Genomic DNA, 315 nt, shown 5'->3' with positions numbered 1-315 from the left:
ACAAGTCCAGGGTGCGCGCCCGCGTGGAGCACGTCTTCGCGGTGGTCAAGCGGCTATGGGGCTTCACCAAGGTGCGCTACCGCGGCTTGGCCAAGAACGCCACACGCTCGTTCGTCGCCCTGGGCCTAGCCAACATCTACCTGGCGCGCCGGCGCCTCATGGCATGAGTGCGCCCGCAACACCGGCCATGCGCGGGCGTGGGCCAGAAATGGTCGCAATCCGGCCCGCAATCGAGCCGCTGCGCCCTTCCCATCTCGGAGTTCCCGATCAACGCGACCGCGCCTCGCTGAAATCGACCGCTTGTTCAGCTTTGCC

Annotated in this window: 1 protein-coding gene; it reads left to right on the top strand. The window is 67.0% G+C overall.

Translation table 11 applies throughout. From position 1 onward, the window contains the following. Nucleotides 1–167: transposase (locus JHD63_RS23280; protein WP_198973168.1), on the top strand; the 167-nt coding region annotated here is incomplete at its 5' end. Nucleotides 168–315 lie beyond the last annotated feature (148 nt).

It is taken from the genome of Xylophilus sp. ASV27 (assembly GCF_016428875.1).
Taxonomy (GTDB): Bacteria; Pseudomonadota; Gammaproteobacteria; order Burkholderiales; family Burkholderiaceae_C; genus Xylophilus.
This window is presented reverse-complemented; position numbering and strand designations above follow the sequence as displayed.